Raw genomic sequence first — 25,647 nt, 5'->3', positions numbered from 1 at the left:
TGCCGAAGCGAGAGCCCGGACCAAATCGCAGCAAACGCTGCCGGGCTCTCGGTTTCACCAGACAAGAATCTCAAGTCCGTCAGCCAATGGACCGTGGCGGCTGGAAAAAGAGGTCATGCATGTTGCCACGCTTCATCATTTCGGCGTTCGCTGCGGTTCTCCTGCCGTTTGCAATCGGCACTGCCCGCGCCGAGGACAGCAAGGAAAAGGCGGCCAGCGTCAAAGAGGAAGACGGGAAGCACTTCGACGCCGAAGGCAATCCCACCTTCAAGATCGAGAACGGCGTCGTCGATTGGTACACGTTCAATGGATATCGCCGCTATCACGCCGATTGTCACGTCTGCCACGGACCCGATGGGGAAGGGTCCTCGTATGCGCCCGCCCTCGCCAAGACCACAAAGAATGTCGACTACGGAACATTCCTTTCGATCGTCGCCGAAGGACGCAAGAGCGTCGTCGGCGGCAAAGAGGTTGTCATGCCGGCGTTCGGCGACAACAAGAATGTCTATTGCTACCTCGACGACATCTACATCTACCTGCGCGCCCGCGCTGTCGGCGTTGCGCCTCGAGGTCGTCCGCCCAAGAAGGCCGACAAGCCCGAAGCGGCTACGGCCTACGAATCGTCCTGCATGGGGGGATGACATGGCACACCGCGTCCATCGGACCTGCAGGACCCTCGTCTCTCTGGCCGCGGCCGCGCTGATGCCATTGCAAGCGCATTCCCAGAGCGCCGGGCTGGGCGCCGCTGGCGAACTTGTCGACCCGGAGACGCTGCGCGTCTGCGCCGACCCGTCCAACATGCCCTTCTCTGACAAGAGCGGCGAGGGATTCGAAGACAAGCTCGCCAAGATGGTAGCAGCCGCGACAGGACGGAGTTCCGTCGCCTATACGTGGTTTCCCTCTATCCCTGGTTTCGTGCGCAACACGCTCGGGACCAATCGCTGCGACATCATCATGGGATACGCTCAGGGAGACGAACTCGTCCAGAATACCAACGCTTATTATCGCACCTCCTATGTGCTGATTTACAGGAAGGATGGCGACCTTGCCGGCGTAGAAACGCTGACCGATCCGAAGCTCGTCGACAAGAGGATCGGCGTGGTCCACGCGACGCCACCCTCGGCGAATATGGCGGCGGCAAAACTGATGCGCAAAGCGAAGGTCTATCCTCTGGTGGTCGACACGCGGACAGCGCCGTCGATGGCGGAGGTGATGATCCGGGACATGGCAGCAGGCGTGATTGACGCGGCCGTGATCTGGGGGCCGATGGCAGGCTACTATGCCCGCAAGTCAAAACTCGATCTGGCGATCGTGCCCTTGACCAGGGAGAAGGGCGGTTCGCGCATGACCTATCGGATCACGATGGGTGTGCGGCCGTCCGATCAGCAATGGAAACGCACGCTCAACACCTTCATCAGGGACAATCAGGCGGACATCAACAAACTCTTGCTCTCCTATGGTGTCCCGCTGCTCGATGAGCAAGACGAGAGGATCACTCAGTGACGTGGCGGCGACTTCGCGCGGATGGCTGAGATTGCAAATACCGGTCGCATCGGCAACCGCTGACCGCCGATGGACGGTAGGAGGGCTGCGCCGGTCGGGATCATCCGGACCAACCAGCCCATGACGAATATGATGTTCAAAGGGGGATGGAGACATGGACGTACGCGCCGCCGTCGCCACTGAAGCCGGCAAGCCTCTGGAAGTGATGACCGTTCAGCTCGAAGGCCCGCGGGCCGGCGAGGTGCTGGTCGAGGTCAAGGCCACTGGCATCTGCCACACCGACGACTTCACCCTGTCGGGCGCCGACCCGGAAGGGCTGTTCCCGGCCATCCTCGGCCATGAGGGCGCCGGCATCGTCGTCGATGTCGGCTCGGGCGTCACCTCGGTGAAGAAGGGCGATCACGTCATTCCGCTCTATACGCCGGAATGCCGCGCCTGCCCCTCCTGCCTTTCGCGCAAGACCAATCTGTGCACCGCCATCCGCGCCACCCAAGGCCAGGGCGTCATGCCGGACGGCAGCTCGCGCTTCTCGATTAACGGGGAGAAGCTGCACCACTACATGGGCTGCTCGACCTTTTCGAACTTCACCGTCTTGCCGGAAATCGCCGTCGCCAAGGTCAACCCGGACGCAGCCTTCGACAAGATCTGCTATATCGGCTGCGGCGTGACCACCGGCATCGGCGCGGTGATCAACACCGCCAAGGTCGAGATGGGCGCCACGGCGATCGTCTTCGGACTCGGCGGCATCGGCCTCAACGTCATCCAGGGACTCAGGCTCGCCGGCGCCGACATGATCATCGGCGTCGATTTGAACAACGACAAGAAACCCTGGGGCGAGAAGTTCGGGATGACCCATTTCGTCAACCCGAAGGAGGTCGGCGACGACATCGTTGCCTACCTCGTCAACATGACGAAGCGCGGTGCCGACCAGATCGGCGGCGCCGACTACACCTTCGACTGCACCGGCAACACCGGCGTCATGCGCCAGGCGCTCGAAGCCTCGCATCGCGGCTGGGGCAAGTCGGTGATCATCGGCGTCGCCGGCGCCGGCCAGGAGATTTCGACCCGGCCGTTCCAGCTGGTCACCGGCCGCTCCTGGATGGGCACCGCCTTCGGCGGCGCCCGCGGCCGCACCGACGTGCCGAGGATCGTCGACTGGTACATGGAGGGCAAGATCGAGATCGATCCGATGATCACCCACACCATGCCGCTCGACGACATCAACAAGGGCTTCGAACTGATGCATTCCGGCGAAAGCATCAGGAGCGTGGTGATCTACTGAGCATCCGCCGGGCGCTCGAACCAAACCGAAGCGCCACACCATCCGAGACGGATCGGGCTTCGGCACAACAGGGAGGACACGCAATGGAAAGTTCAATTCGCATTCATCCGGCAGTGGATGGCGGCCTGAGACCGGCCAGCCCGGGCTTTACCGGAGGCACGCTTGTCTGTGACTGCACGGACAGACCGGTCAAGGTAAGAATCGAGGGACAGATTGCCCACAACCACGCTTGCGGCTGCACCAAATGCTGGAAGCCCAGTGGCACCAATTTCTCCATTGTCGCGGTTGTTCCGCATGACAAGGTGACCGTGCTCGAGAACGGCGACAAGCTGCAAGTGGTCGATCCCTCCGCGCTCATTCAGCGGCACGCCTGCAGACAATGCGGCGTACATATGTACGGGCCCGTGGAGCGAGAGCATGCCTTCCAGGGGCTGGACTTTATACATCCCGAGCGCTTCCAGGAGTCGGGCTGGGCTCCGCCCGGCTTTGCAGCCTTCGTGTCTTCCATCATCGAATCGGGCGTCGATCCCAGTCGCATGGATGACATCCGGGCCCGTTTGAGGGAGCTTGGGCTGGAGCCCTATGACTGCCTGTCGCCTGGCCTGATGGACTATGTTGCCACCTGGGTCGCGAAGAAAGCGGGCACACTTTCCAGTTGACCGTGCCGACGAAGCCGATGCAACCCTCGTCAGCGCGCTCGTCCAGGCGCGCTGACGAGGGTGTTGTGTGGCGACAGGGAAGCGCAACCGCATGGAGAACCCTTCTTTGCCGAAGGTACCAGGCGGCTTGTCGCGCGCATAAATGCACTCAATTTATTGGGACTTAACCGCGAGGTGCATTTAAAGGAAGTCAGCTTTCTACGGGGAACTCTTCGCGTCGAGCCTTGTTTGGCTCAGCAGGTGTAAACGGATGCATCGCATCCACAACAGCGAGCGAAGAGCAAATGTTGATACGTCTCATAGCAGCTACCGCCGTCCCCCTTCTGTTGGCTGCGCCGGCATTCGCGGATTGCCGCCAGGAACTCGAGAAGCTCGGGCAAGCTATTGTTTCCGCGGAAACGGGCGCCAGCGGGTCCGTTACCGAGCACCAGGAAGAAGTCACGGCCGGCGAACAGAAAAAGGGTGTAGGGACTGAAATAACAGGATCAACCGGCACCCAGACGGAAGCGGTGTCGCCCCATCAGGAGCAGGTAACCGGGACACGGAGCGGTGAAACTGCCGACAAGCCAAGCCAGCTCGCAGCCGAAGCCCGCAAAATGGCCGACGCCGGTGATGAGCCGGGCTGCATGAAGAAGCTGGCGGAAATCAAAGGCCTGATCGGCGAAAAGTGAGGACCCGGTAAACACTGGAGGGTTAACCCCAGTGATCGCAGTAAGGTTACGATAGCTCACCAGTCTTCTTCCTCGACAGGGCGAGCGAAGGTATTCGTCTGACGGCAACAGGGCTCCCTCGCGGCAGCCGATCGGGCCATTGTCAGAGCGAGGCGAAGCAACGGGCGAGAATAGACGGAATGTCAGCGCGGCTTCGCGAGGGCCGCGGCCGAACGGATGTTCGCGACTGCGGACGTCTGCGCCGGCGCCGGGCGGCCGACATGAAATCCCTGGACCTGATCGATCCGGAATTGACGCATCAAGGCCAATTGTTCCTCAGTCTCCACGCCCTCCACTAGGATCATGTGGCCGCGATTTCGCACGAGTCCGATAATATCCTGCAGCATCGCCTTTCCCCGCGGGGTGTCGCAATCGTGCAGGAAGGAGCGGTCGACCTTCACCGTATCGAAATCGATCAGGCGTAGCCAGGACAGGCCCGCAAAGCCTGTTCCGAAGTCATCGAGCCAGATCCTGACGCCCAGGGTCTTGAGATCGCTGATGCACCGAAGGATATCGGAATGCATCTCCATCTCCAGCCCCTCGGTGATTTCGAGAGCCAACCTGCCGCCGGCCACACCTGTTTCGCCAAGAATCGCTGCCACCGAGGCGGCGAAGCCCGGTGACTTCAGCTGGATCGGGGAGACGTTCACACTGACGACGGGGACGTGGTCGTCCGCCAGAAGTTCGCGGCACACTGTCCTGATCGCCCAACGCCCCAGGTCCAGGATGGCGCCGGTGCGTTCCGCGACCGGGATGAAGAGGCTGGGAGGAACCGAGGTGCCATCCAGCATTCTCAGGCGCATGAGCGCCTCGACTGCGTCGATGCGGCCGGAGGCGACATTTCGAATCGGCTGATAGACCAGCGAGACGAGGTCCTGGTCGATGGCGATTTTCAGCAGGGCGGCGATGTTCTCGCTCTCATCGCTGCTGTGTGGATCATTCGGATCGAAAAGCCGGGTGCAGTTCCGGCCGTTGGCCTTTGCGCCATAGAGAGCTCGGTCCGCCTCGTGGATCAGCCTCTCGAGCTTCGCGCCCGTCTGATTTCTGCTGAATGCGGCACCGACGCTGACGGTGACGATCGACATGCCGTCGCGTCGCTGCCCGTGCTCCAGAGCAAGCTTTTCCACACCGCAACGGATCGCCTCGGCAAGATCGGCCGCCTGTTCGCTGGTCTCCATGCGCGCCAGCACAATGAACTCTTCGCCGCCATAGCGCCCGATCGAGCCGTTGAACGGCTCGATCGAATCCTTGAGCGCACTGGCGACAAGAACGAGGCAGCGGTCACCTTCCTGATGGCCATAGAAGTCGTTGTATTTCTTGAAGAAATCGACGTCGATGAGGAACGCGGCGAAACTCGTCCCCTTCTTCTGCCAGTCACTCCAGTAGTCGCGGAGCTTCTGGTCGACGGCGCGACGGTTGTCGAGACCCGTCAGGGAGTCGGTATTCGACAGCCGCAGCAGGGCCCTGCCGCGCTCGGAAGCTTCTTTCTGCTGAATGCGCGCTTCGAATGCATTGAGAAAGACCTTGTAGCGCTCCCTGTTGAGCTTCCAGTTCACATAGGAGGTGAAGACGAAGCAGGAGATGTTGAAGGTGCCGAATGCAAGCCGATAGGAGATCTCCGCCGGGGAAAAGGACAGCACAGCCGCAAAGAAGATCAGCAGGATGGTGACGGACGCGAACAGCGAAATGCGGAACTGAAAGCTGAAGAATAGATTGACGCTCATCATGAAGATCGCGCCGAAGACCATGTAGTAAGAGATGCTCTGGGTGTCGGCGGTCATCATCGCCGGATAAAGCCAGCCGGCATAGGCCGCGACGAGTGCTGCGGCAGCCGTGACATCGATCGCGTTCGCACTGGCGTTCAGCCGAATCTGCGTTTCGATCATCGTCAGTGCGATCATAGCGATCATGAATCGCGCGGCGATCGTATAATGCGCAACGTCGGGAACTAGCAGGATATCGGTTATCGAAAACAGCAGATAGACCGCGACCGCAGTCCAGAACCCGTGCCGCGTCGCCTGTTTTCGGGCGCCTTCGCCTTCATTTTCGTAGAGCGCGCGCAGTTCAGTCGAGGCCGGCCTCGGCGGCTCGCTGCGGAGGTCGATCTCAACTACGTCGGCCAGCGTGTGCTTCATGCACCGATCCATTGCGTTTGCGTCTTCGTGTAAAGCCCGAAGTCTCTCTTCGACGAGTACCACGGGGCGTCCCTGCAGTAGCTGCTTGCTTGGGTAAGAATGTGAGGGCGTGCAGCATCGTTCGGCACATTAGTTTAGGTCCATTAAGTTTTGCTGAATTGGTATTGGGCCAAAGACGCACGTAATAGTGTAGCGAAATAGGTCAGTCGGATGTGTTGTTAACCATATTATTCGATAGTTTGAAATTGGATTTGGCGCGCTCCGTGATCTTGCGCATACTGTTAACGATCTATTAACGGATGAGTCTCGCGTGACCCAAATTCAGATTGCCCTCGACGGCGAAAGCCTGATTACCCCCACCGCCATTACAACCGAACTCTCGACAGCCAAGACGGATCGCCATGACGAGCAGCTGGCAACCGGCGAAGCCGAAGTCGCACTGGCGCTTATGATCGCCCAGCAACAAATCGAGCAGCGCCGCGATCCGCCGGTGATTATCCACCAGCTGATCGGCGCACTTCATGGGATACGCCGCAAGTTCGATCCGAGCGTCTGGCAAGCGCTGATCCCGATCGTCCAGAACCATCCGGTGTCGAATTACTTCCATGAGGACCCGTTCACCCGTTGGTCTTTCCGGAAACCACGCGGTTATTCCGGCGACGCGCAGCTGATCGACTTCATCTATGGTCATCCGAGCGTTTCGGACGAAATTGCCAAGGCCTCTCCGCTTGGCCGCACCCTCTACAACTACACGAAGGATGCGCCGTCGTCGGTCGCCGTGCGGGAACGACGCGACCTCCTGACCCGGCATGTCGACGCGATTGCGGCCGAGAAGGGCCCTGAGACGGAAATTCTGACGATCGCGGCGGGACATCTGCGCGAGGCCGATCGTTCGGTGGTATTGCGCGAGCGGCGGATAAAGCGCTGGGTTGCCCTCGATCAGGACCCCTTGAGCGTCGGCTCGATGGTTCGCGACTTCAGGGGAACCTGCGTCGAGGCGATCGACGGTTCCGTTCGCGGCCTTCTGACCAGGTCCCAGGAACTGGGTCAGTTCGACTTCATCTACGCCGCCGGCCTCTATGACTACCTGGCCGATAAGGTGGCGGTGAAGCTCACGCAACGATGCCTGGAAATGCTGAAGCCCAATGGGGTCTTCCTCTTCGCCAATTTCGCCCGCGACATCAGCGATGACGGCTACATGGAGACGTTGATGAATTGGGCGCTGCTGCTGCGCTCGGAAGCGGATATGTGGAGCATCATCAATGCGAGCGTCGACCGCAACACGGTCAATGCGCGATTGGAATTCGGCGCCAACCGCAACATCGTCTACGGCATCCTGCAGAAGCGGTCTTAGCCATCGCCGAAGCCCGTCTCTCGAGTCTTCAGTCTATACCTGCACCACTGCGTATTTCCGTGAATCGCAGCCGATTTAAGGAAGAAACTCGCAGCGCTGTAACGTACCGCGGCCTTGTGCGCCTGATAGATGCACGGCGCTGTAGAAACTCGGGGCATTTCGGAGTCGAAATGCCCCGTTTGGCTGCAAAGCACAGCCAAACGGCCTGATGGAAAAGCGGGTGCCGCTCAGCGTCTCAATGCTTCCGTTTCGATCCAGTGGAGTCGAATCGGAACGGCCTTGCATGCAGGTGGGCGGAGGCGCCCCCGGGCAAGGACGGCTTGAGGAGAGCCGCTGGCGGCAGGAGCCGGACGGATATTGCCGGTGCCGATGGGGTTTCGCCGGACCGACCGCCCGCCTGAGCAAGCGGTGTGGCGGCCGTTCGCTTAGCTTCTCGCTGCTCTTCCATCGCCGAGCGCAATTTAAGGCGCAACACCGCCTCCCGCGCTCTGAGCTTGCATCGAAGATGCTCCGGATCATCGGAAGCGATCTCTTCGAAACTCAGAAACGTGGCGATCGCGGCGTCTCTCTGGCCTGCGGCCAGAAGGCAGACGGCCAATTTGTAACGGACGAGGCCGAGATGCGCGTGGCGGGCAAGCAGGTCTTCGAAGGTCTTGCTCGCCTCGCGGTAGCAGGCTTGCGCCATCTGGGCGTCGCCCAGCCGGTGCTGGATCTTGTCCGCCTCCGGTATCGCCGACAGCAAGCCGCGATAGAGATGTTCCGCCTCGGCGTGGTCTCCCTTCTCGGTGCAGAGCTGTGCCAGGCCGTAGCGGGCATAGATATGCTTGGGAGCCGCATGTATCACTTGCCGATAGCCTGTCTCCGCCGCGTCCAGCTTGCCTCGGCTGTGCAGGTCCATGGCGCGCTCGAAGACGAAGTCGATGCTGCGGTGATTCAGACAGTCGTGAAGATTGCGGCCCGTCCGCGTTCTGACGATGAGGTGGCGCACAGGCTGTTCCGGGATGCGGATCCCGCTCTCGCCGCCGTCGTCCTCGCGGACAAACTGTTCGTCGGCAAAGGCGTGGAGCAATCGTTCGGTTCGGTCGGAGGCGAGGTCGAGAGAATCGAACCGCAGGCTTGCCCAGTTCTCGCGACGGATGACGCTGGCAGACGCATCGACCGCCTCATTCTCGAGCCCCGGCGAGCAAAGCAGGCCGGTGCGGCCGGAGCCGTGATTGCCGATCAATAGAATTTCATCGCAGAAAAGACCGCTGCTCTTGTCGCGGTAGGTTGCCACACGAAGCGGAAGAAAGGCGCAGTAATCCGCATCGTCGGATCGTTTCAGGGCCAGGATGAACCACCTCTGTTGCCGAGGGAGGTATTGCCGCAGCCAATCCCAGGAAAGGCAAGGGTGAGAGTCGGGATCGTTATGGTAGAGCTCGTCCCAAGACTTCCGAATATTCTCAAAGTCCTCAATACGCTCAATAATTTCTGTAAACATAGCTTCCTCGCATAAAAATAAATAATGAAATAAATTTCAATTATGCAGCAGAAGTCACAGATATATAAGTCAGCAATAAGATTGGAATAATAGCAATTTCGGGTTATTTTGCAATAGCTAGGCACCCAGGGGATGTAGTCGGGTGAGCAATAGCCCGGCCCTTTGGCCTCGTAGAACGCGCAGGCCGCGAGACAAGTCGTCTGCGACTGCAGACAATGCCGCCGACCGCCTGACGCCCGGTGCGTCAAGCGGCCGGGTTCGTGAGAACAAGCGGCGTCGCTCGCAGCTGGTTTGCTTCATCGCTCCATGAAGGCGCGCGCCATGCTGTCCCGGATCGGCTTCGTCAGATAGTCGAAGAAGGTCCGCTCGGCCGTCTGGATGAGAATCTCGGCTGGCATGCCGGGCGTCGGGACGAAGCCGGAAATCCTCGAGACTTCGCTCACCGGCAGGTTCACTCTGGCGAGATAGACTTCCTGTGTGCCGTTGGTTGCCGGATCGGGCATGGAGTCGGCGGAGACATAGTAGACCTCGCCGTTCAGCACCGGCGTCGTCCGCTGATTCAGCGCGCTGAGCCTTACGGTCGCCTTTTGGCCGATCTTGACGCTGTCGATCTCGGTGCGGAGGACCTGCGCTTCAATGATCAGCGGTACGTCCGACGGCAGGATTTCCATGATCGGTTTGCCGGTTTCGATGACACCGCCGGCCGTATGATAGTACAGGCGCACGACGGTGCCGGTAACCGGAGCGTTTATCGTGGCGCGGCGCAGCACGCTGGCGGCCCCCGTCAACTGCTCGCGGACGGAGTCCAGTTCGGCCTCCACCTTCTGGAGCTCTTCCAGGGCCGCCTCGCGATAGCTTTCCTCCGTCTGACGGATCTGCTGATCCTGTTTCAAGATTTGCGAGCCGATTTCCGAAATCTCGGAGGTCAGTCTGCCGGTCTGTCCCTGGGCGTCCGCGATCGATCGCTGGATGCTCTTGATTTCCGTCTTGCGGATCAGGTTCTTGTCGAGGAGCGACTTCTTGCCCGCATACTCCTCCTCGAGGAGGGTATGCTGCTGGCGAACCGCCGCGAGTTGCTGCTGGTAGCCTTCGGCACGGAAGCGGAAACCCTCGATATTCTGCCTGTACAGTCCGATTTCGCTGTCCAGCTTGCTTCTCCAGGCCCGAAAATTGAGCTCCTGGCTTCGAATGATCGGCTCGATCTCCGGATCCTGCAGATATGGGACAAGAATTTTCGGCAGTTCGATCTTGTCGAGACCCTGCACCTGGGCCATGAGGCGGGCGATGATCGCCTCCAGCCTCGCCCGGCGCAGAAAGAGCTGGCGTTGGTTGGCGAGTGCAGCCGTCTCGTCCAGCCGTAGCAGCGGCTGATCGGCGACGATATGATCACCCTCGCTCACCAGGATATCCTTGATGATCCCGCCTTCAAGATGCTGGATGACCTTGTTCTGACCGGTCGCGACGAAACTGCCCTGAGCGATGATTGCCGCAGCCAGCGGCGCCGTGAAGGACCAGAGGCTGAAGCCGCCGAACGTGACTGCCATGAGCACCAGTCCGATGGTGGTCTGTTTCCAGATCGACCGCGGAACCTCTGAATACCATGCAAGATCGTAAACTTTGACTATGTCTGTCATGGGGTGCCTACGTAAGCTGATTGTGGTCGACCGGGTTGCCCTCGAAGTTCATGCCGCGCGAGGAGAGGGCCTTCAGCACATCCTGGCGCATGCCGAAAAGCGCTACGGTGCCGTTCACTAGAAGCAATACCTTGTCCACACTGTTGAGGAGGGCGGGCCGCTGGGTAATGGTAACGACGGTGATTTTCTGCTTCTTCGCATGGGCAAGTGCCCGCGTCAGCGCCGCCTCGCCGGCACTGTCGAGATTGGAATTCGGCTCGTCCAGCAGCACCATGCGCGGATTGCCGAAGAAAGCCCGGGCAAGCGCGACGCGCTGCTTTTGCCCGCCGGAAAGCGGTGATCCGTCGGCCGCGACGAAGGTCTCGTAGCCGTGCGGCAGTGACGCGATCATGTCGTGCACGTCGGCCAATTTGGCGGCCGCATAGATGTCGGCGTCGGTGGCGTCCTCCTGCATGCGCGCAATATTGGCCTTGATCGTTCCGGGAAAGAGCTGGACGTCCTGCGGGAGGTAGCCGATGCTTTCGCCGAACTGGCGCTGATCCCAGTTCCTCAAGTCCATGAGGTCGAGGCGCACATTTCCAGATGTCGGCAGGATGGACCCGACAAGCATCTTGCCGAGCGTCGTCTTGCCAGCTCCGGAACTGCCGATCACGGCAAGCGAGTCGCCAGGGTTGAGCGAGAACGTCACGCCGTTGAGGACCACGCGCTTGGTGCCGTTCGGGACGAAGAGCAGCCGCTCGACGTCCAGGCGCCCTTCGGGGCGCGGCAGCTTCAGCCGCTCAAAATTAAGCGGCGAGCTCTGGAGCAACGAAGCGATGCGCCCATAGGCGGCGCGCACCTGGATCACCTGATTCCAGCCTTCGATTGCGCCTTCGATCGGGCCGAGCGCACGGCCGGCGACGATCGATGCGGCGATTACCATGCCGCCAGTGAGTTGGCCGTGAAGCGCGAGATTGGCGCCCCAGCCGAGCATGGTGACCTGGGTGAGCAGCCGAATGGCTTTGGAGAGCGAGGCAAGCGCGATGTTGCGGTCCTGCGCCACGACTTGCGCCTTTAGCGATCCCGCCATGTCCTTCCCCCAGATGCGGACGGCTTCCGGGATCATCGCAAGCGCATTGATGATCTGCGAATTGCGCGACATGGAGTCGAGATGGAGGTTCGCCTTGCCCTGGAAGGTGTTGGCCTCGCCGAAGGGAGCGGCGGTCGCTCTCTGGTTCACCAAGGTGACAATGAGGAGAAACAAGGCGGAAGTAATGACGATGAAGCCAAGATGCGGGTGGATCAGAAAGACCGCCAGGACGAAGAACGGCGCGATCGGGGCGTCGAGGAAGGACAGCAGCGTGCTCGATACGAGGAAGGAGCGAAGCTGCTGCAAGTCGCCAAGGGTCTGATATTCCCGCCCGTTGCTGTGAAGCGAGGCTCGGGCCGCCGCACTGAGGATTGGCGCGCCGAGCTGAGCGGCAACCTCCACCGCCGTCCGCATGAGGATCATGCGGCGGATTCCGTCGAAAACAGCCTGCAGAATGACCGCGCCGATGATCAGCGCGGTGAGCATGACCAGCGTGTCGATCGAGCGACTGGTCAGCACGCGGTCCGAGATCTGAAACAGATAGATCGGTATGGCGAGCACCAGCACGTTGGTGGCGAGCGTGAAGACCATCACGACCATCAGGTTCTGCTTGATGGCCTGCAAACCGGCCTTGAGACTGGCGGAAAAATCGACCGGCCCGAGACGTTTATGGAAAACGCCTCCGCCTCCGCCGCCATGACCACCCCCGCCGCCGCCCGAGGAGCCCCCTTTGTCGGGGGATCGTGGCTCGGCCTTGATGGGGCCGCGGTCGCCGTCGATCACCACCATACCCGGTATTGAAGACCTGTCCTTGACTTCAGCCCTCGTCTCGACGCTCGGCTTTTCGAAGCGCGGCTCCGGCTTGCGGGCCTCCTGGACGGGCGGACGCTGGCCGGCATCGCCTCCATGCGGGCCAGGCACGATTTGCGCGGTGTTCGCGTTATCGGCCATCAGCGGGGGCGTCCTTGTCTGTTGCATGACTGTCTGTTGCATGACCTCGGGCGCCGCACGCCGTTCGCAAACGGGCGGTGCGGCCGTATCGTCATGATCGGTTTGTTGGCTGGTTCTTGCGGCCGCCGTGCCGCGAAGCTGGTCAATCACCTGGTCGAACTCCTTAACAGTGCGATCCAAAATATCTTCCCTGCGGTCGATCTTGCGGAGCAATTGCTGCCGGGCAGCCTCCGCCTTCGGCGTCTGCGGCGAGGAATCCGCCTCCTCCGCAGCCTCGTCGCCGTTTATCGTGAAATGTTCAAAGGACGGATCGCGGTCGTCGGTCATCGTCGCCCCTCGCGGTCCGATCAGGCCAGCATGCTATGCATGGGATCGGCGTTCGTCGTATCGAGCGGAGGCGGCGCATGATCCGGCGGTTGCGGGCCGGAATCGGGGGCCATCATGTCCTCGCCGAGGAAGGCAACCGCTTCGCTGACGAGCGCGTCAGGATCCTGGCCCCCGAGGTAAGGTTCGGTCCTGATCAGTTCGGCCTGGATCAGGATCTCGTCCGAATAGGCGGTGCCACCCGTATAAATGGTCTGGCCGGCATCGACGTCGATGATCCCGGCGTAGTTGACCAAGGCGTTCGAACCCGTCGAAATCGTCCAGTCCGCATCCGAATTGGCGACAAGCTTGCTCATGGCGAGCGCAATTTGGTCGCTGTCGCCCAGAATGTTGGTTTGCTTGAGGTAGTTGAGGTTGATGAGGTCGCCTGAAATATAAAGCACCCGCAGGCCGTCCATACCAGCGAAGGCGCCATCCTTTAGCACGCCGTCCGGCAGCGATTTTTTCCCGCTTGCGAGATCGCCGAAGGCGTCGAGATAGGATTTCGGCATCGGCTTGACGCTGGACGCGCCACCGGCTTCGACGATCCCCGCTTCGTTCCAGAGCAGGTTGCCGTCGGTGGAGGCGGAGCCCTTGCCGCTTGTGCCGAAACCCTCGACCGCACCGACCAGGTCGTTGTCGAGCAGGAGGTTCAACTGCTGGATGATGTTGGCGTCGTAGACATTGCCGCCGATGAAGATGAGATCGTAATAGTGTCCGAGCTCCGCGAGGGAGACATTGTTGATCGCGGTGTTGTCGCCGGTGATGATCGAAGTGGTCGTGCCGGCCGATGCCAGGATGGCCGTGTCCTCATCTGTCATCAATGTGAATTGCTCGAACCAGTTCATGATCAAGAGGTCGCCCTTGATCTCGGTAATCGCCCAAGCCGTCGGAAAGCCTCCGGCTCCGACCTGCTCTTCATTGCTAGGCTCCGGGTCGAGATGTTTGAACATCGCGATGTTGAAGGCCTCGGTCGGTTTGCCCGGGTCGAGGTTCCAGCCGTTGAGGGTGGGGCTCAAGAGATCGTTGTCGGACAGGACATTGATCTGGACGATTGCGTTGAGCTCGACATGGTCGCCGGCGACAGCGAGCACTTGCGACTGCAGCCAGTTGCTCGTCAGCTCGACGGAATTGATCAGCGTATTGCCGCCCGCTTCCAGCTCGACCGATGCCTCGATCGAGACCTTGCCCTGGCCCGCCGTGAAGTTGCCGCTGGCGTGACTGGAGGTGGCCGTCTTGTCGTCCGGTGTTTCCTCGGGTGGCGGCAGGTAGTCATCGAGACTCGGCGCCTCCTCTACGATTTCTCCGTTAACAAAGGTGCCTTCGACCGTCTCGCCTTTCGCGACGACAGTGCCTTCCTGTCCGTCCTGTTCCGCGGTAAAGGCCTCAAGCTGCTCAGCCGTCGTGCTGATGAAGGTGGCGATCTCCTCCGGGGAACCGGGAATCTCCGCGCCGCCGAGCGGAGAAATCTGCCGCGCCGCTTCGATGAGATCGTTCATCAGGGCGCTGTTGTCCACCTGCACGGAAAACTTCAGTCCGTGGCCGCCAAGATTAACGGAGTCGTTGTCAGAAAGCCGGATCTGCTGCGATGCGTAGACTGCCACGGAACCGGGCGGATCGATTTGAAATTCAGGTGCGCCCGCGGATGACGAGCTCGAGCTGCCGCGGGTGAAAACGGGGGGGTGTCGATTTCTGCACCCGGCCGCGCAATCGGTATTTCCGGGGGACGAAGCCCGGGATAGAGGCCCGGGGTCGGCTCGACCTGCTCCGGCTCCGCCGGACGGTAGGGAATACGGGGGTCGAAATCCTTGAGTTCGTAGGGTGCCTTTACCGTGACCGGCACGGAAGGGAGCTGCGGTGGCTCCTCTTGCGCTTTCTGGTGAGCCTTGAATTCTTCATAGGCGTCGCGCAGGCGAATTTCTTCAAGAGCTATGGCGAACAGGCCGACGAAGTGGGCGATCGCCTCGGTCGTCTTGTCGAAATACAGGGTCATTGTCAGCCCCCTTTTTTAATTTCGGTGCTGGTGGACTGCGCGGGGCGAACCCGCGCAGTCCAGTTCAATGACCGATTGCGAAGTTGCGAACCGGTAGTGTCGCCTCACTGTTATGCGGCGTCTTCGTCTTCGCCGATGGCCGTCGAGCTGTAGTTGCCGCCGACGACCGTCATGTCGATGGTGTTGCCCTGCAGGTTGGCACCAAGCACGATCTGCTGGTTGAAGGCGTTGGTGTCGATCACCGCATCGGCCGATGCCGAGGAGATTCCTTCGAGGAAACTATCGTCGCCATTGTGGGAACCCCAGGTGCCGGCATTGCCATTGCCGCCGTCTCCGGTCGTGGCAGTGCCACCTGCACCACCGCCACCGCCACCACCGGCGTTCGCCGCACCGCCCGTGCCGCCTGAGGCAAAGGCATCGCCAGCCCATGCACCGGCGAGAGCGAGGCCGCCATCGCCTTCACCGCCGGTCGCCGTGCTTGTGCCGTTTCCGGCTCCGCCGTCACCGGTCGTTCCGCCATCCGCGGAAGCATTGGCGTTACCGCCGTCGCCACCGATGCCGGCGCCGAGGCCGACGCCCGATCCGGCGCCGAAGCCAGCACCAAGCGCATTGCCGCCGTCGCCGGCATCACCGGAGCTGCCGCCATTCGAGTCGCCGGTCCTTCCGAAAGCGACACTGTTGCCACCGTCATTATCGCCGCCGTCGCCACCGTCATTACCGAAGTTCAGGATCGGGATCCCGAAGTCGGCATCGATGCCGTCGCCGCCGTTGCCGGCGTCTTCGGCTTCGGCTTCGTCGCTCTCGATGTCGCCGGTATCGTCCCCATCGCCAGCGTTGCTGTTGCCGCCGTCACCGCCGGCTGCGGCACCGACGCCGAGGCCGAGGCCGAGGCCGAGGCCGACGCCTGCGCCCGCAGCGCCGGCACCACCGGTGCCACCGTTTGCCGTACCGCCGTTCGCGTCGCCGCTGTCGCCGCCAACGCCAACGCCAACGCTCAAAGCGCCGCCGCCATAGCCGTTGCCACCGTCCGCGTCGCTCTCGGCCTCGCTCTCGGCCTCACCGCCACCCGCGAAGCCGCCGATCGCAGTGCCGCCGTCACCACCGTTACCACCGTCGGCATCGGCATCGTCACCGCCGTTGCCACCGTCGGCCTCGGCGTCGATGCCGTCTTCGGAGTTTGCAGTACCGCCAGTAGCACTGCCGTTCTGGTTCAAGGTGCCACTGTTGGTAACGCCAGACAGAGTGTCGTCATCCGACATGATGGCGGATTGGCTGAAGACGTTACCGACGTCATTGCCGGCGCCGTCAAGCGAGCCATTCAGGATGTCCTTGAAGCTGATGCTGGCCATTCCTTCGATGGTCGAGTTGTCGATGTCGACGAAATCGTCATCCGAGGGCTTATAGCCGTCGAGGTCCACGTCCACATCGACGTCGACTTCAGTCTTGCTGTCCACGTCGACGTCAACCTCGGTCTCGTTTTTGTTGACGTTGGCGTTGAAGTTGGCGTTACCGTTCAGGTTGGCGTTACCGTTCAGGTTGCCGTTACCGTTCAGGTTGGCGTTGCCATTGCCATTGGCATTGCCGTTCTTGTTGCCATTGTAGGATTCACTGGACTGCGATTGGTCTTGCCCCTGGTCCTGTCCTTGGCCCTGCCCCTGGTCCTGTCCTTGGTCCTGCCCCTGCCCCTGGTCCTGTCCTTGGTCCTGTCCCTGACCCTGCTTCTGCAGTTCCAGCTGTGCCTGCAGCTCGGCCTGAGCTTGGTCCTGCGTCTGATCCTGTGATTGGTCTTCCCACGGCCACAGGAAAGTCTTGTCGTTGGTGCCCATAATGGTCTTCCTCAGATTGAGGCCGCGACAACCAAGCCACCTTTTTCTCTCACGCGGCTAATGGATGTGCGGTCCAGGTGTTGAAAATGAATAAAGTTATTTCAGTGAAGAATTTCGATCACCGGCGGCCAAGCGCGACCGGGGATCAGACATTCAAATTGTCGTGGTAGATGCCCTCCTCCATCGTGGAGCAGCTCGTCGGGCCTCTCGAAGGACGCCTGTGCATTGTGCGCAGTGTCGGTCCCCAGGCTCGAGCCTCCCTGCTCGTCGTTTTGCCCGGGCAGTCTGTTGCCAAGTTGAAGGAAATGTAAGCTGTCAGTTCGAGCTAGCCCGTCGGGTCGTCGTGGCGGGCGCTAGTCAGCCCCAGGTTGATCGCATGCGGAAAGGTATTCTGAGAAAAGATCAATTTTAAGAATGGATTTGCGTTTATACTCCGTTGGGGCTACTTGCGGCAGGCAAACTTAAAGCCCAAACCTATTCAACCGGAAGAAATGAATGGGAGGCGGATATGAGCGATCCTGCTGGAGGTGTTCGGCAGCGGCAAACAGGGCCCATGAAGCGATTTCACGAGATCCTGCTTCTGATCGGGCAGCTGAACTACACGTGGACGAACACGGAAAGCCTACTTATCTACCTGATTGCGGGCCTTGCGAATGTGGACAAGGAAACCGCGGTCATTATTTTCCTGACGCTGAACACGACACGCGCCCGCATCGAGCTCGTCGAGCGGTTTGCGAAGATGGCTAAGACGCCATCCGATCGTAGGCACGAGATCCTGGCCGTGACGCAGCAGCTGGGCAGGCAGGCGAAGCTCAGGAACAAGTACAGCCATTGCATCTATTCCTTCGACGAGACCGGGGATCAGGCGAGCACCCAGCTGATGGCCATCTTCGATAGCAAGGAAACGATCAAATACGGCAAGATCGAGCAGATCGACGATGCCGAACTGGCGAGGATCAGTGAGGCGATCGATCAGATCATGAAGATCAACAAGGGGATCTGGGATATCGTCGAGCGACATTCCTTCCCGCGCTAACGGGAGGGCACGGAAGGACGAAATGCTTCCCTTAAGACCGCGGTGATCCGCGCCTATGACACAGCACTGGGTCAATTCTTGCTTGGCTTTGCCGGAGTCCGAAGAGAGGCGTGAGGAGAGGGAGCCAGCACCGAAACCCTTTCATCTCATTTAGGATTCTTATGGCGCTGGCTCATCTGCAATCAGAGGAATGCGATATCATCCATCTGCGGGTCTCGATATCTTCTATTTCTTTTTCCAATATAATTGTGCGACAGAGGTTCGGCTCTGTCCAAATTGTTACGTCAGAAATAAGAAGTCATACGATTAGTCATGTGAACGCAATATAAATACTTCCGAACCTACGCAAGACACTATCCGGGACGCACAAAACGCCGTGCGACCATTGCAGTGTGGTCCGGAATGTAAGGAAGCGATAGATACCAATTATGGTTAGTCTAGGCAGCCGCTTGACGGAGCGCATGCGTTTCGGGGTGGCATCGTGACGGCGACACCGAGACCTTGCGGTGGTGGATCGGGCGCCGGGGAGACGGACTGCCGTCTGGCTGTGCCCGGTCGGCCGGGATGCGCTTTCGTGCCATGCACGTTAAGACAATGTTAACATTGTGAATCCGTCACCGCCGCTCCGACCCGTCGCGTTGAGCCGCTGTTGGGGTCCCAACGGCGCGGATCGAGCGACCGCGAGAGTTGGGGAGTGATGCGCGCGGGCTGGCATATGGGTCTGCGGATCGACTGCGCGACTGGCCGGCGCTAACCCGTTGTTGGTATCGGAGCAGGCTAGAACGTGCGGAGCCGCGATCTACATCCTAGACTTGAATGTTCTCACGGCCCCGCCGTTTTCCGCCCCAGCCCTTGGTCCGCCGAACCCCTGAAAAGCAAAGGGTGATCGAAGGAAGCGGAAAATGCACGGCGGCTTACGCGCTTGTCCAAGGCTTTGCGTGGACAGGCCCAAAATTGGTTCGATTTCAGACGGTCTAGATAGCGTCACCCTGCCAATCTAACCCATTTGGGCTGTTTCCCATCCCCCATATTTACGATACATTAGTCATTACGAATTCTACCGCTGTGGGAATTCGTTTTTTATTCGAATAAATTTTTAAACAAGGGCGTTCTTCAAGAGGGGCCTCACACCCATAAATTTTCAGGGAATGCCCAAGGAGGGATAAATGTACCGTGAGAGTTCTACCCTGAGCAATTTTGAGGATAACAACAAAGTTTTAACAAAGAGAAACAAGATTGTAATGCTCGCCAAGGCGGACCTGCTTGCCGAATGCCTGACGCAAGCGATCGGCGCCCGCTTTCAAAGCCATGACGTGGTCAGTCTGTCGGAAGCCGACAGTCTGCTCGACGGCAATCTCGTCGATATCGCACTGGTAATGCTCTACCGCATGCCCGCAAGCACTTTCCCGTCGATCATCAGAATCATCCGTGAGTTTCACCCCAAGGCCTCGATCGGCGTGGTGGTGGAGAATGCCGACGAGCTCGATACGTCGATCGCCGGCTTCGTCGATGAAGGCCTCATTCATGGCGTACTGCCCTTGAACCTGCACCTCGATGTCTGCCTGACCGCCATCGATCTGCTGATGAAGGGCGGCGAGCACTTTCCCGCAGCGTTGCTCAGGCGATTGGCCCCGCGGGGATTCGCAGGAGGCGGCTCCTCTGTTCAACGGCCATCGGTCATCGAGTCGAGCGACCCGGAGCGCAGGAGCGAGAACGGCAGGGGCATGCTGACGACGCGTGAGATCCAGATTCTCGATCTGATCTGCATGGGCACGCAAAACAAGATCATCGCCGACCGACTAGGGCTTTCGGAAAACACCGTCAAGGTGCATGTCCGCAACATTTACAAGAAGATGAACGTGCGCAACCGCACCGAAGCGGCGTCGCGTTATTTCCGGCACGAAGGCGACCTGGGCTCACCACGGGGGCGCTGGTCGAACTGAATGAGCCAACGAAGGTAAGCGCCGCGCACCCGCCAGGGTGCGCGGCGCTTTTCTGAACGGATTTTCCCCTACTCGGCCGCGGCCGGCGGAGTGCTGAGCGCGCCGCGCCGGATCTGGTCGGCCTCGATCGACTCGAACAGCGCCCGGAAATTTCCCTCGCCGAAGCCTTCGTCGCCCTTGCGCTGGATAAATTCGAAGAAGATCGGCCCGATGACGGTTTTCGAGAAGATCTGCAGGAGGATCTTCGTCATGCCGCCGTTCACAACGCCCTCGCCATCGATCAGGATGCCGTGCTTCTTCATCCGCTCGATCGGCTCTTCGTGGCCGTGGACGCGCTCGTGCGACATCTCGTAATAGGTGTCCGGCGGTCCGGGCATGAATTTAAGACCGTTCTCCGCCAGCCTGTCCGTGGCGTCGTAGATCGCTTCGGTTCCGACCGCGATGTGCTGGATACCCTCGCCCTTGTACTTCTTCAGATATTCCTCGATCTGGCTCGTATCGTCTTTCGACTCGTTCAAGGGGATCCTGATCTTGCTGCAGGGGGAGGTGATCGCCCGGCTCAGGAGCCCGGTGATGCGGCCGTCAATGTCGAAGAAATGGATCTGCTTGAAGTTGAACAGCTCGCGATAGAAGGCCCACCATTTGTCCATTTGGCCGCGATAGACGTTATGCGTCAGGTGGTCGAGATAGTAAAAGCCGACCCCCGCGGGCCTCGGATTGCGTTCTCCCAGCCATTCGAACTCGGCCTCATAGGCGGAACCTTTGTCGCCGTAGGTCTCGACGAAATAGAGAAGCGAGCCGCCAATGCCAACGATCGCCGGCACGTCGAGGCTCCTGTCGCTGCCGGCATAGGGCTCGGCGCCCTTGGCGACCGCATGCTCGAAGGCATGCTTCGCATCGACGACGCGCCAAGCCATCGATGGGGCGCAGGGCCCGTGCTTGTCGACAAAGCGCATCGCATGCGAGCCGGGTTCGGCGTTCAGGAGGTAGTTGATGTCGCCCTGCCGCCAGACGGTGATGTTCTTCGTCCGGTGCCTGGCGACCGGTGTGTAGCCCATGCGATGGAAGAGTTCTTCGAGCTTCTCCGGCTGCGGATGGGCGAATTCGACGAACTCGAAGCCATCGGTTCCGGCGGGGTTGTCCGCCGATATGGTTGCGGGCGGTGCATCATGTGGAAACGGTCCCATTGAAACTCTCCTCTCATTCCTCCGAACTTTGTTGGAGTATGGCGCAGATCCGATGCATGATGCTTGTATTCTTGCGCGATTTTGCTCAGATCGTGCATAAATTGTGCAAGTGGCGGTGTGGAGGTGCGTGAATGGAGCGGCTTGACGGTTTCGACCTCAAGATCCTCGGCGAATTGCAGCGCGACGGACATCTGACAAACAACGAACTCTCCGAGCGCATCGCACTCTCACCGTCGCAATGTTCGCGGCGGCGCTCGCGGCTGGAGGCGGAAGGCTTCATCACCGGCTATCAGGCGCAGATCGACCGGCAGAAGCTCGGGCTCGATCTGATGGTGGTGATCTCGGTGACGCTCGCCACCCATAACCGCGACAATGCGAAGCGTTTTGCCAAGCTCATCTCCGGCCTGCCCGAGGTGCTGGAAGCCTATGCGCTGACCGGCGAGATGGACTATCACCTGCGCGTCGTGACACCCGACCTTGCCGGGCTTTCGCGCTTCGTCAATGACGTGCTCCTGCCGCATGACAGCGTCCAGCACGTGAAGACCTCGATCGTGCTGGAAACGCTGAAGAGCTTCGAGGGTCTGCCGATACCGGAGCGCATGAAAGGGTGAGTTCGGGTTTGTTGTGGCAATTTGAATTCCCCTCCCCACAGGTGGGAGGGCTCCGATGCCGCACCGTCTCCGCCACGGAACACGCCTTTCCATCGGACGCGAAGGTCGGAAAATGGCAGGCGATCGCCGCGGGCGCCTAGCCCCTCCCACCTGTGGGGAGGGGGCTTATGCACGGGCTTTCTTCATCGCCCGCTCCACGGCGCGCAAGCCTGTCGACAGCGCCTCCATGTTTTCCATACCCAGCATCGAAAGCAACTCCGCCTGGTAGTCGGCGGCGAGCGTCGTCAGTTCCTTATAGGCCTGCTGGCCGGCGGGTGTCAGCGCCAAATGTTCGAAGCGACGATCGCGGCCGTCCTCTTCGCGCTTCAGCCATCGGCGCTGCTCGAGACCGAAGACGGCGCGGCTCACCTTCGTCTTGTGCATCGCTGAATGGGCGCCGATCTCGGTCGCCGTCATGCTGCGGCCGGAACTGCCCAACGCCGCGAGCGTACGCCATTCGGGCCGGGTCAGCTGGTAGCGCGCCTTGTACTGCGCGGCAAAGCGCAGCGCCACGAATTCCGCCGCCCGATTCAGCCGGTAGGGCAGGAAGGCCTCCAAATCGAACGCATCGGTCAAACAAGCTTCTCCGCAGTTGATAGTTACAAAATCAATAGTTACGCTTGCAACTAATATGCCGCGCTGAAGAGGAGATGCAAGCCATGTTGGACAAGGCGGATAAGCGCCGCGCAGGAGCGGCCGGCGAGGAGCAGGCGCTCGCCTACATGCCTGGTTTCGGCAACGATTTCGAGACCGAAAGCCTGCCCGGTGCCCTGCCGCAGGGGCAGAACAGCCCGCAGAAATGCGAGTACGGCCTCTATGCCGAGCAGCTCTCCGGTTCGCCCTTCACAGCGCCGCGCGGAACGAACGAGCGTTCCTGGCTCTACCGCATCCGTCCAAGCGTCCGGCACACCGGGCGCTTCCGGAAGATCGACTACCCGCACTGGAAGACGGCGCCGCATGTCGTGGAACATTCGCTGGCGCTCGGACAATTGCGCTGGAACCCTCTGCCGGCCCCGACCGAGGAGCTGAATTTCCTTCAAGGCATCCGCACAATGACGACGGCGGGGGATGTGCTGACCCAGGTCGGCATGTCGGCGCATGCCTATGTCTTCAATGCCGACATGGTAGACGACTATTTCTTCAATGCCGATGGTGAGCTGCTGATCGTGCCGGAAACGGGTGCGATCCGCGTCTTTACCGAACTCGGTAAGATGGATGTCACGCCATCGGAAATCTGCCTCGTCCCGCGCGGCACGATGTTCAAGGTCACCCGGCTTGGCGAGGAGAAGGTCTCGCGCGGCTATATCTGCGAGAACTACGGCGCCAAGTTCACGCTGCCGGATCGCGGTCCGATCGGCGCCAATTGTCTCGCCAATCCGCGCGACTTCAAGACGCCGGTCGCGGCCTATGAGGATAAGGAGACGCCGTGCCGGGTGCAGGTGAAGTGGTGCGGCTCCTTCCACGTCGTCGAAATCGGCCATTCGCCGCTCGACGTCGTCGCCTGGCATGGCAATTACGCGCCCTTCAAATACGATCTCAAGACCTTCTCGCCGGTCGGCGCGATCCTGTTCGACCATCCGGATCCGTCGATCTTCACGGTGCTGACGGCGCCGTCGGGGGAGGAAGGCACGGCCAATATCGATTTCGTCCTCTTCCCGCCGCGCTGGCTGGTCGCCGAACACACGTTCCGCCCGCCCTGGTACCACCGCAACATCATGAGCGAGTTCATGGGGCTGATCTACGGGCGCTACGACGCGAAGGAGGAGGGCTTCGTGCCCGGCGGCATGAGCCTGCACAATATGATGCTGGCGCACGGCCCGGATTTCTCCGGCTTCGAGAAGGCCTCGAATGGGGAGTTGAAACCCGTAAAGCTCGACAACACCATGGCCTTCATGTTCGAGACCCGTTTTCCGCAACAGCTGACGACGTTCGCAGCCGAACTCGAGACGCTGCAGAACGACTACATCGACTGCTGGTCGGGGCTCGAGCGGAAATTCGACGGCACGCCCGGAATCAAGTGACTTTAGGCGAAGAACCGTGACATGCTGGCCAAATCCGCGCCGTCCGGCGCGGATCAACAAAATCTATCGGGAAGCACCATGAAACTCGCGACGCTGAAAGATTCTACCCGCGACGGCAAGCTCGTCGTGGTCTCGAAAGACCTGACCCGTTGCTCCGAGGTGGGGCACATCGCCCGCACGCTGCAGGCGGCGCTCGACGATTGGGCGCATGCGGGCCCGCGGCTGGCGCGCGTTGCCGAGGGGATTGAGACCGGCTCGCAGCCGACCATGCGTTTTCACGAGCACGATGCCGCTTCGCCCCTACCGCGCGCCTTCCAGTGGGCCGATGGTTCCGCCTATGTCAACCATGTCGAGCTCGTCAGGAAGGCGCGGAATGCCGAGATGCCAGCGAGTTTCTGGACCGACCCGCTGATCTACCAGGGCGGCTCCGACAGTTTTCTCGGCCCACGTGATCCGATCCTGATGGCCGACGAGGCCTGGGGCATCGACATGGAAGGCGAAGTCGCGGTGATCGTCGACGACGTGGCGATGGGCGCGACGCCCCAGGAAGCGCGCGAGGCGATCCGGCTCGTCATGCTCGTCAACGACGTCTCGCTGCGCGGCCTCATCCCCGGCGAACTCGCCAAGGGTTTCGGCTTCTACCAGTCGAAACCGTCTTCCGCCTTCTCGCCGGTCGCGGTGACGCCCGATGAGCTCGGCGACGCCTGGGACGGCGGCAAGCTTCACCTGCCGCTTCGCATCGATCTCAATGGCAAGCCCTTTGGCCGCGCCAATGCCGGGATCGACATGACTTTCGATTTTCCGCAACTGATTGCACACGCGGCCCGCACCCGACTGCTCTCGGCCGGCACCATCATCGGCTCGGGCACGGTTTCGAACAAGCTCGACGGCGGACCGGGCAAGCCGGCTTCGGAAGGTGGCGCCGGCTATTCCTGCGTCGCTGAGCTGCGCACGATAGAGACGATCGAAAGCGGTGCGCCGACGACGCCTTTCCTGAAATTCGGCGACGTTGTCCGGATCGAGATGAAGGATGCTACCGGCCATTCGATCTTCGGCGCGATCGAGCAGAAGGTGGCAAGTTACGAGCGTGGTTGATGGTGCGAGGGATCGATCGGAGGCAGCGTGACTTGCGAAACCATTCTCTACGACTACTGGCGTTCGTCGGCGAGCTATCGGGTGCGGATCGCCCTCAATCTCGTCGGTGAGAGCTATCGCTCCGTCCCGGTCGATCTCGTCGCCAAGGTGCATCGCGCATCCGAGCATCTGGCCCGCAACCCGCAAGGGCTGGTCCCGGTGCTCGACATTGACGGCCAACGGTTCAACCAGTCACTCGCCATCATTGAGTATCTCGCCGAGACACGGCCGGAGAGCGGCTTTCTTCCGAACGACGCCATCGGCCGCCAGCGGGTGCGCGCGTTGTCCTATGCGATCGCCATGGATATCCATCCCGTCTGCAATCTCGGGGTGGTCGCTCATGTGATGGAGGCTGCTCCGGACGGCGAGATAGCGCGCCGGGCCTGGATGCAGAAGTTCATCGGCGAGGGTCTTGCCGCCTTCGAGCGGCTGCTGGATCACCCCGCGACCGGCGCCTTCTGCCACGGCGATACGCCGACAATGGCTGATATCTGCCTCATGCCGCAGGTCTATAATGCGCGCCGCTGGGAGGTCGACCTTTCCCGCTGTCCCCGGATTGTCGCCATCGACGCGCACTGCGCCGAGATCGACGGCTTCGCGAGAGCGCATCCCGATCGCGCGAAGCCTTAGACTCACCCTGGCCGCACCGCGTGTTCCGTTCCGTCCAGCCGATGTCGCGAATGGATCGGCGGGTCTCAAATCGTCACGGTAGTTTTC

21 protein-coding genes are annotated in these 25,647 nt (G+C 60.7%); 12 read left to right on the top strand and 9 right to left on the bottom strand.

Translation table 11 applies throughout. The annotated features are described in order from the left end of the window. Positions 1-119 precede the first annotated feature (119 nt). The 5 genes from USDA257_RS26475 (at position 120) to USDA257_RS26455 (ending at position 4,115) form a co-directional block, all read left to right on the top strand. Positions 120-641: a c-type cytochrome, methanol metabolism-related gene (locus USDA257_RS26475; protein ID WP_014766063.1), complete on the top strand. Its 522-nt coding sequence runs from the start codon at positions 120-122 to the stop codon at positions 639-641. Between the two features lies 1 nt (position 642). Then, positions 643-1,503 carry a substrate-binding domain-containing protein gene (locus USDA257_RS26470; RefSeq protein ID WP_014766062.1) on the top strand — a complete coding sequence of 287 codons (861 nt, stop codon included), beginning with the start codon at positions 643-645 and terminating at the stop codon, positions 1,501-1,503. A gap of 154 nt (positions 1,504-1,657) precedes the next feature. Further along, positions 1,658-2,785: an S-(hydroxymethyl)glutathione dehydrogenase/class III alcohol dehydrogenase gene (locus USDA257_RS26465; protein WP_014766061.1), complete on the top strand. Its 1,128-nt coding sequence runs from the start codon at positions 1,658-1,660 to the stop codon at positions 2,783-2,785. Positions 2,786-2,868: 83 nt separating this feature from the next. Further along, on the top strand, positions 2,869-3,444 hold the full coding sequence (gene gfa, locus USDA257_RS26460) for an S-(hydroxymethyl)glutathione synthase (RefSeq protein WP_014766060.1): 576 nt from the start codon (positions 2,869-2,871) through the stop codon (positions 3,442-3,444). A gap of 284 nt (positions 3,445-3,728) precedes the next feature. Beyond that, entirely contained in the window at positions 3,729-4,115 is a 387-nt protein-coding gene (locus USDA257_RS26455) for a hypothetical protein (protein WP_041414690.1), read from the top strand. A 182-nt stretch (positions 4,116-4,297) separates the two neighbouring features. On the opposite strand, the gene USDA257_RS26450 is transcribed toward USDA257_RS26455, so the two are convergent. Beyond that, positions 4,298-6,289 (bottom strand): putative bifunctional diguanylate cyclase/phosphodiesterase, encoded by a 1,992-nt coding sequence (locus USDA257_RS26450; protein ID WP_041415636.1) that lies wholly within the window; start codon positions 6,287-6,289, stop codon positions 4,298-4,300. A 310-nt stretch (positions 6,290-6,599) separates the two neighbouring features. On the opposite strand from USDA257_RS26450, the gene USDA257_RS26445 reads away from it, so the two are divergent. Continuing rightward, on the top strand, positions 6,600-7,643 hold the full coding sequence (locus USDA257_RS26445) for a class I SAM-dependent methyltransferase (protein WP_014766057.1): 1,044 nt from the start codon (positions 6,600-6,602) through the stop codon (positions 7,641-7,643). 235 nt (positions 7,644-7,878) lie between these two features. Here USDA257_RS26445 and USDA257_RS26440 read toward each other — a convergent pair whose 3' ends face one another. The 6 genes from USDA257_RS26440 to USDA257_RS26420 form a co-directional block, all read right to left on the bottom strand. Next, positions 7,879-9,123, bottom strand: a complete 1,245-nt coding sequence (locus tag USDA257_RS26440; RefSeq protein ID WP_014766056.1) for a tetratricopeptide repeat protein — start codon at positions 9,121-9,123, stop codon at positions 7,879-7,881. A gap of 296 nt (positions 9,124-9,419) precedes the next feature. Beyond that, positions 9,420-10,757, bottom strand: coding sequence for an HlyD family type I secretion periplasmic adaptor subunit (locus tag USDA257_RS26435; protein ID WP_014766055.1), 1,338 nt, complete (start codon positions 10,755-10,757; stop codon positions 9,420-9,422). A 7-nt stretch (positions 10,758-10,764) separates the two neighbouring features. After that, positions 10,765-13,104 (bottom strand): type I secretion system permease/ATPase, encoded by a 2,340-nt coding sequence (locus USDA257_RS26430; RefSeq protein ID WP_014766054.1) that lies wholly within the window; start codon positions 13,102-13,104, stop codon positions 10,765-10,767. Between the two features lie 20 nt (positions 13,105-13,124). Then, complete coding sequence (locus tag USDA257_RS26425) at positions 13,125-14,663, bottom strand: type I secretion protein (protein ID WP_223843376.1); 1,539 nt, start codon at positions 14,661-14,663, stop codon at positions 13,125-13,127. A gap of 8 nt (positions 14,664-14,671) precedes the next feature. After that, positions 14,672-15,133 carry a hypothetical protein gene (locus USDA257_RS38085; protein WP_223843375.1) on the bottom strand — a complete coding sequence of 154 codons (462 nt, stop codon included), beginning with the start codon at positions 15,131-15,133 and terminating at the stop codon, positions 14,672-14,674. A 110-nt stretch (positions 15,134-15,243) separates the two neighbouring features. Next, positions 15,244-16,959, bottom strand: coding sequence for a hypothetical protein (locus tag USDA257_RS26420; protein WP_014766053.1), 1,716 nt, complete (start codon positions 16,957-16,959; stop codon positions 15,244-15,246). Between the two features lie 508 nt (positions 16,960-17,467). On the opposite strand from USDA257_RS26420, the gene USDA257_RS26415 reads away from it, so the two are divergent. Beyond that, positions 17,468-17,995 (top strand): hypothetical protein, encoded by a 528-nt coding sequence (locus USDA257_RS26415; RefSeq protein ID WP_014766052.1) that lies wholly within the window; start codon positions 17,468-17,470, stop codon positions 17,993-17,995. Between the two features lie 1,166 nt (positions 17,996-19,161). Next, positions 19,162-19,938, top strand: a complete 777-nt coding sequence (locus USDA257_RS26410) for a helix-turn-helix transcriptional regulator (protein WP_014766051.1) — start codon at positions 19,162-19,164, stop codon at positions 19,936-19,938. 68 nt (positions 19,939-20,006) lie between these two features. Here USDA257_RS26410 and hppD read toward each other — a convergent pair whose 3' ends face one another. Next, positions 20,007-21,125, bottom strand: a complete 1,119-nt coding sequence (hppD, locus tag USDA257_RS26405) for a 4-hydroxyphenylpyruvate dioxygenase (protein WP_014766050.1) — start codon at positions 21,123-21,125, stop codon at positions 20,007-20,009. Between the two features lie 131 nt (positions 21,126-21,256). Here hppD and USDA257_RS26400 point away from each other — a divergent pair, with 131 nt between their 5' ends. Further along, positions 21,257-21,736 carry an Lrp/AsnC family transcriptional regulator gene (locus USDA257_RS26400; RefSeq protein WP_014766049.1) on the top strand — a complete coding sequence of 160 codons (480 nt, stop codon included), beginning with the start codon at positions 21,257-21,259 and terminating at the stop codon, positions 21,734-21,736. A gap of 165 nt (positions 21,737-21,901) precedes the next feature. Here the strand turns inward: USDA257_RS26400 and USDA257_RS26395 are convergent, their stop codons facing one another. Next, positions 21,902-22,351, bottom strand: a complete 450-nt coding sequence (locus USDA257_RS26395; RefSeq protein ID WP_014766048.1) for a MarR family winged helix-turn-helix transcriptional regulator — start codon at positions 22,349-22,351, stop codon at positions 21,902-21,904. An 83-nt stretch (positions 22,352-22,434) separates the two neighbouring features. Between USDA257_RS26395 and hmgA the strand changes: the two genes are divergently transcribed. The 3 genes from hmgA (at position 22,435) to maiA (ending at position 25,560) form a co-directional block, all read left to right on the top strand. Further along, the gene (gene hmgA / locus USDA257_RS26390; RefSeq protein ID WP_014766047.1) at positions 22,435-23,796 is read left to right on the top strand and encodes a homogentisate 1,2-dioxygenase; all 1,362 of its coding nucleotides are present in this window, start codon (positions 22,435-22,437) and stop codon (positions 23,794-23,796) included. A gap of 78 nt (positions 23,797-23,874) precedes the next feature. Beyond that, positions 23,875-24,891, top strand: a complete 1,017-nt coding sequence (locus USDA257_RS26385; RefSeq protein ID WP_014766046.1) for a fumarylacetoacetate hydrolase family protein — start codon at positions 23,875-23,877, stop codon at positions 24,889-24,891. 27 nt (positions 24,892-24,918) lie between these two features. Continuing rightward, positions 24,919-25,560, top strand: coding sequence for a maleylacetoacetate isomerase (gene maiA, locus USDA257_RS26380; protein WP_014766045.1), 642 nt, complete (start codon positions 24,919-24,921; stop codon positions 25,558-25,560). The last annotated feature ends 87 nt before the right edge of the window (positions 25,561-25,647 follow it).

Source organism: Sinorhizobium fredii USDA 257, from assembly GCF_000265205.3.
Classification (GTDB): domain Bacteria; phylum Pseudomonadota; class Alphaproteobacteria; order Rhizobiales; family Rhizobiaceae; genus Sinorhizobium; species Sinorhizobium fredii_B.
Note: the sequence above shows the minus strand (reverse complement) of the source record. Positions and strands in the feature narration are given on the sequence as shown.